Below are 5,896 nucleotides of genomic sequence, written 5' to 3'. Positions count from 1 at the left end.
CGGCTCTGACGTAAGTCACGTCTCGCAAAAGGCGCTCAAGGTCGCGTACCAGGTAGGGGGGGAGATCGCCAAGGCAGGTGCTGTTCTCGTCACGGGCGGCGGGGAAGGAGTTATGAAGGCCGCCTCGCAGGGTGCGAAGGAGCATAACGGCTTGACGGTAGGCATCCTTCCGGGGAAAGCAATGAATGAAGCCAACGAGTACGTGGACATCGTCATCCCAACAGGAATTGGGTACTCAAGGGATAGCACGAACGCGAATAGCAGCCACGGCGCGATCATCGTTGAAGGTGGTGTTGGCACCCTCAGTGAGTTGACGTATTGCTACTTGAATAAGATACCGACGGTGGTCATGACGAACGTCCCAGGCGTTGGCGTGCCGTACGTTGGGAAATATATGGATAATCGGAGGCTGATGAAGATTAAGGGCGCGAAGGATCCTGCTAAGGCAGTCGCGATGATTATGGCCGAGCTCAAACGGCAGGGTGTGTTCAAGAAAGTGAAGAGTATTGAGCACATTCGTCATAACACGTTCATATGAATAGGTGAGGAGATCACGGGAAAAGTACGATGCCGACAGTGCAATTAAGTAAAAAGGCGCTTTTTTCCATTATAGGAAAGAAGGTGAGTGATGGCGTGCTGAAGGAGAAGATCAGCATGCTCGGGACTGACTTGCAAAGTGTTGAGGGAGATATCATAACGGTTGAGGTGTTCCCGAACAGGCCTGATTTGCTGACAGAGGAGGGATTTGGTATTGCACTAGGGGCGTTCTTGGGGGTTCGGCCTGGTCTGCAAACGTATCGTGTTGTGCGGAGCAGAAAGGTTTTGCGAGTTGTCAAGCCACTGAAGGCGTGGCCGTTTGCCGTCGCGGCGGTGGTGAAGGGAATTCGCTTTACGGATGAGCGCTTGCGCAGCATTATTCAGTCGCAGGAAAAGTTGTGCACCACGCTTTTGCGGGGGAGGAAGAAGGGAGGCATTGGCATCTACCCTCTTGAGAAAATTTCGTTTCCTGTGACGTTCACCTCGCGTCCTCTTGAGGATATCGTGTTTCGCCCGCTCGATGTGCAAAGGCCGATGAACGGAAAAGAAATACTGAGCAGGCACCCTACTGGGAGGAAGTATGGCTTTATTCTTGAGGGGGAGGAGCGCTTTCCTGTTTTTGTCGATGCAGAAGGGGTGGTGATGAGCATGCCCCCTATTATTAATAGTGAAGATGTGGGGCGGGTGTCTGCGAAGACGCGGGACGTTTTTGTTGAGGTTACGGGGACGTCGCTTCATGTTCTTGAGCAGGCGTTGAACATCATGTGTGTAAGCCTTGCTGAGATGGGTGGTGACGTGCATAGTGTGACGTTGCAGTATCCTTCACGCTCGTTTTGCTCGCCTGATTTTTCGCCGCGATCGATTCCGTTTCGCTTGGGCAATGCGCAAAAGTTGTTGGGGGTGGCGTTTTCCGCCAAGGAAGCAAAAGAAGCGTTGGGCAAGATGGGCTTGGCGCTTCGGGGCGGGAGGGTGTATTATCCTGCGTGGCGTGCTGATATTCTTCATGAGCGGGATGTTATTGATGAGTTGGCGATTGGTTTTGGGTATGATCGGTTTGAAGAAGTGATTCCTCGTGTCGCAACTATTGGGGAGGAGTCTCGTCGTGAACGTTTGCGGAGCGTGGTGCGTTCCGTTCTTGTCGGGCTTGGTCTTGTAGAAGTAAAGAACTTCAACTTGTCCTCTGCTCAGACCCAGTTGGTCAAGCCTGGAGTGTCGCTCAAACTTGTCACGCTCAGGAACGCGTTGAATAAGGAGTTTGATGTGCTTCGGGCTTGGCTCTTGCCGAGTTTGCTTGAAACGCTCGGAAGGAACTTGCATCATGAGTTTCCACAAAACCTCTTCGAAGTAGGGGAGGTGTTCAGGCGCGCTAATGCGGGCAGAGGAACGGGCGCGAGTGTTGTTGAAGGAGAGCGTTTGGGCGGCGTGTTTTGTTCTGAGAAGGCAACGTATACTGATGCTCGCCAGGCTGTTGATGCACTAGCGAGGGGGTTGGGGTTGTCGTTCACGTACGCGCCGGAAAAGCATGCTGCTTGTATTGACGGGAGGGCGGCGAAGGTGGCGTGTCGGGGGCGAAGGGTTGGTGTTGTTGGCGAGGTTCGCCCTGAAGTGTTGGTAGCGTTTGGCTTGCTCAATCCTGTTTCGTGGTTCGAGCTTGACGTTGAAGTCTTGGCGCAATTGGTTGGGCTGGAGTGATGGTGCTGTTTTCTGCGCGTCAGGGTTACTGGCGGTCTTAGCAGTTCTGCGTGTGCTTCTTTCAGTTCTTTTTTGTGGGGGTTTGTTTTTTTCTTCTCGCGTGCGGCTTTGTGCGCTGTTGAACAGCAAGTATTTAAACAGGGAAGTGTTTAGTTCTTGGTATGGAGCGCGTCGCGATTATTCACAAGCCGCATCATCAGGTTGTTGTTGGCGGGCTTATTTTTGTTGCTGCTGTTCTTTTTGGCTTGACGACTGTTTTGGATGGTGTTCTGAGCGGGGATGATGTGGGTTTTTTATATGTGATTGTGCTTCCGCTCTTGCTGATTGCGGCCTCGCTCATTACGGGTGTGAAGAAGGCGTATCATCGCGTGATTTACCGGCTTGAACTGGCGGGGTTGCGTGAGGATCAGGTGAAGGCTGTTTTAGAACGGGCGGGGTTTGACCCGGTGAAAGTGAATGAGGCGTATCCGTTCATTAAAAAGTTGCTTGCGAACTATGACCGGTTTCGGTATGGTTCGTTTTTTTCGAATCCGATGACGTTGGCCGAACAGAGGATTCTTTTGTGGCGGAACTTGCTTTCAGTGTTCACGATTCTTGTGGTTTTTGTTTTCCTTGTTTTAGTTGTGGCGAGCCAGTGGTTTCTTGAGGGCCTGGTATCGAAAGCGACGATTCAAGCGTTTAACGTTCTTGTTTTCTTTCTCATGCTTGTTTATTTTGGGGCTGTTGAACACAGGAACAATTTGTTTTATGAATCGAACAAGGAGCGCTACGTGTCGCTCATCTTGCACGGTGTTATTGTTTTCTTCTTTTTTGTAGTGCTTCCTGTGTTGTATGCTTTTTTGAAGATAAGAAGTTAATTTGCGAGGTGTGAAGAGCAGCCTGCCTTACTTTTTTTTTTAGTCGGCGTGCGTTTCTTGCTTTTTTTTTATGATTTTGTTGTTGGTTTTGCAGCGCTTTTTTTCTTCGTTGTTGTTTTGTTTTTCTCGTTTGCTGTGTTGCTTTTTGTTGTGGTTCGGGCTGGCTTCTGCGTTGCGGGCTGTTCTTTCTTGGTTTTTTTTGCAGGAGGTTTTTCTTCTGTTGTTGCTGCCTTGCTCTCCTTTTGTTTTTGTCGGTGTTTGCGCTCTTTTTTTGGGCGCGGAGGCGTCTTCTTCGGAGTTGTTGTTCTGGTTTCGTAGTTGAGTTTTTTGAAGGCTGCAGCGACGGCGTCGTGGCTTGCTCCTTTGCGTAGCGAGATGTGTTTATTGATGGGTTCGAGGTGTTTGATATTGCACGGGCGCCTTCTTGTTTGGCCGTCGATGAGGACCGTGTGTTCGTTGATAGTGTCGACGACGACGCAGATGTTGCCTGCATCTCTTCCAGCGATTTTTATACATAGTTGGCCAACTTCAAACATTGTTGTTTCCTCCAGCTCTGCAGCAGAAGTGTGGAGCGTTGCCGACTGCCACGCAGAGCATTGCAGTTTTGCCTATTCTTTTTTTTTAGTTGAACAGTTCCGATTTGTAGCTTGTTTTAGTGTTCGGCCCTTGTTCACGCCTGCTGGGCTCGGGCCTTCGCAATCATTTCTGTACGGGAACATGCAGCGCATAAGACGCCGCCGTAGGGGCGTTCTGGGCGTTTCTTCGTTTTGGGCGTGTTTCGTGCATCCTTCGGCCTGAGGCGGGGGATGCCGTGAAGAACCCGTCCGCACGCGGAGCACGCGGCCTGCTTGGGTTTGGGCTTGCGGTAATGCGTCGCGAGGCGCCCTCCAGGCGTTCTTACTTGTTTTTTCTTGAACGTTTTTGATTTTAATTGGCCTTGTGGCATGAGTGGTGGGAAACGTCAAGTTGTTTATAAAGCTTTGGAAGGGTTGGGTCTCATATGGTGCGGGGGGTGTTGGCTAAAGCGCTTGGTTCGAGGTTCCATACTGGGATGCCGCAGTAGCGGGGTCCTTCTGGGCAGTAGGGTTTTTGGTGGGCGTCTTTTCTGTGGACGCAGGGTGGTGCGAGGCTGGCGCCTATGATGGGGTTTGCGTGCCTGATTTGTTCTGCTTCTTGTATGGTGGCTTTCCAAATTTCTTCTTGGGCGTTCAGGCATTGTCGCATGGTGTGTTTGTGATAGAGGTGGAGGAGGTTTCCTTGTTGGATGATGCGGATCGCGTGTGCGTTGGGGAAGAGGTATTGGCTGAATTCGGCGGGTGTTCCTTTGTTGAGAAGTGTTTTTATGCCTCTGTAGAGGTTGTGGATTGCTTGGGTGTAGATGCGCTGGGCGGCGCCTCCTGCTTCTTTGATGAGTTCGGGGGTGATGAAGTAAGGGTCTGCCGCGACTTCGAGGAAGAGAAGAGGGGTGGTGCTCGGGACCATGCGGTGGCGCTGGTCTTGTGAGTCTGCGGTGTGGCTGAGTTTTTTCATGAACGTATAGGTGATGCTTTGCATTGCGCGCGTGACGGGGGAGATGGTGCTCGTGTTCGTGGGGGTGGAGAGGTGCGGGTTGCTGGCAGGGTCGAGAACGGTGCGGAGGAGTTCCTCGTCAGTGAGGTGTGCTCCTGCGGGGCCGAGGACTGCTCTTGCCGCCCTGGCCAGGATTGCTTCGTTGTGCTCGTGTCCGTCTAGGAGTTTGACGACTCGTCCTTCAAGGTCGTTCTCGAAGACTTCGCGTTGGCGGTGGACTTCGTGAGCGCAGGCTTCGCTGCGGATGAATGTTTCTAATCCTTCAGGGGATTCGTCATAGCCTGCGCTTTTAGCCATGCCGGTAAGGGCTCGCCACGCTGTTGTTTCTTCTTGTGGTGGCGGTGCGAAGCTGGCCATTGCGAAGTCAGGGTCTGTGGCGAGGACTGCGCTGTACATGGCGTCAACGAGGGCGCGCACTTCTGTTGGCGTCCCTAGCGTGTTTTTTGCTTGGTGGTAGCGTTGGAGCGTAATGGCGCTGATCGTGTGGTAGAGTCGTGTGGATGCCGCGACAGGCAGGACGTACCGGGCGACTTCCTGTGCTTTTTTTTTGGCATCACGAAGGATTGCTCGTTCTCCTTCCTTTGTGCGTAGTTGTTTTCTTTTTGCGGGGAAGCGTTCTAAGAGCGCTTCTTTCGTTATGGGTGTGAGGAGTTCAATGAGTTCGTAGTATGCTTTGACGGCGTCGTTGACGTGCCTGACAAAGCATGCTTTGTTCGTGTTGGTAAGGGGGGGTGTGATGAAGTTGTCAGGCTTTACGGTCACGTAGCGTTGGCTGACTTGCTCGCTGTTGTAGAAGGGGTGTGCGTGGAGGAATTGCCAGGTTGCGTGGCGGGAGATGTTGTCGATGGCGAAGGTGATGTGGTGGTGTTGTTGGACGGTGTTGTGGCCTGCTGTTGCTGTGCTTTGATAGATTTTTTTTTTCAGTTCGGCGTTGTTTTCTGCTTCGTCAGGGAGGATGATGCCTTTGCTTGCGTAGCAGGTGCGGGCAGCGCCGGTGGCAAGCGTTGATGGTGGCTTGTCAGTGATGGCGATGATGGTAACGCCGGGGGAGAATCCTGCCTGGTGTTGTGGGCGTTCCTGGTCTGGCTTGTTGCTTTTGTTCTGGGAGGGGCTCATGGGGGGTTGTCAGGGATGTTTAGAGGGGTTTTATGTCTTGCGGTTCATAGTTTCGGAAACTTTTCGGTTTTTGCTCTTTTCTGGTGTGGCGAGCGTTCTGCTGTGGAAGATAGGTGTTGTTTGTT

Annotated in this window: 5 protein-coding genes and 1 pseudogene; 3 read left to right on the top strand and 3 right to left on the bottom strand. The window is 52.1% G+C overall.

The window, feature by feature from the left end; genetic code table 11:
• The 3 genes from D6783_02935 to D6783_02925 all read left to right on the top strand — a co-directional run.
• A partial coding sequence (locus D6783_02935; GenBank protein RME53093.1) for a TIGR00725 family protein occupies positions 1–538 on the top strand: 538 nt, incomplete at its 5' end.
• A gap of 29 nt (positions 539–567) precedes the next feature.
• Positions 568–2,229: a phenylalanine--tRNA ligase subunit beta gene (locus tag D6783_02930; protein ID RME53092.1), complete on the top strand. Its 1,662-nt coding sequence runs from the start codon at positions 568–570 to the stop codon at positions 2,227–2,229.
• Between the two features lie 161 nt (positions 2,230–2,390).
• Positions 2,391–3,086: a hypothetical protein gene (locus tag D6783_02925; protein ID RME53091.1), complete on the top strand. Its 696-nt coding sequence runs from the start codon at positions 2,391–2,393 to the stop codon at positions 3,084–3,086.
• A gap of 341 nt (positions 3,087–3,427) precedes the next feature.
• Here the strand turns inward: D6783_02925 and D6783_02920 are convergent.
• The 3 genes and pseudogenes from D6783_02920 to D6783_02910 form a co-directional block, all read right to left on the bottom strand.
• Positions 3,428–3,622: pseudogene (locus D6783_02920) on the bottom strand (50S ribosomal protein L14e).
• A gap of 134 nt (positions 3,623–3,756) precedes the next feature.
• Positions 3,757–4,032, bottom strand: coding sequence for a 50S ribosomal protein L34e (locus tag D6783_02915; GenBank protein RME53090.1), 276 nt, complete (start codon positions 4,030–4,032; stop codon positions 3,757–3,759).
• A gap of 50 nt (positions 4,033–4,082) precedes the next feature.
• On the bottom strand, positions 4,083–5,771 hold the full coding sequence (locus tag D6783_02910) for an FAD-dependent thymidylate synthase (GenBank protein ID RME53089.1): 1,689 nt from the start codon (positions 5,769–5,771) through the stop codon (positions 4,083–4,085).
• Between the last annotated feature and the right edge of the window lie 125 nt (positions 5,772–5,896).

Source organism: Candidatus Woesearchaeota archaeon, from assembly GCA_003694805.1.
In the GTDB taxonomy this organism is placed as follows: Archaea; Nanobdellota; Nanobdellia; order Woesearchaeales; family J110; genus J110.
The sequence above is the reverse complement of the archived record's forward strand: the minus strand, read 5'-3'. Positions and strand labels throughout refer to the sequence as shown.

Bases quoted from the DNA above. Each gene is read 5' to 3' on its own strand.
- D6783_02915 (RME53090.1), bottom strand. From the start codon at position 4,032: ATGCCACAAGGCCAATTAAAATCAAAAACGTTCAAGAAAAAACAAGTA.
- D6783_02930 (RME53092.1), top strand. From the start codon at position 568: ATGCCGACAGTGCAATTAAGTAAAAAGGCGCTTTTTTCCATTATAGGA.
- D6783_02925 (RME53091.1), top strand. From the start codon at position 2,391: ATGGAGCGCGTCGCGATTATTCACAAGCCGCATCATCAGGTTGTTGTT.
- D6783_02910 (RME53089.1), bottom strand. From the start codon at position 5,771: ATGAGCCCCTCCCAGAACAAAAGCAACAAGCCAGACCAGGAACGCCCA.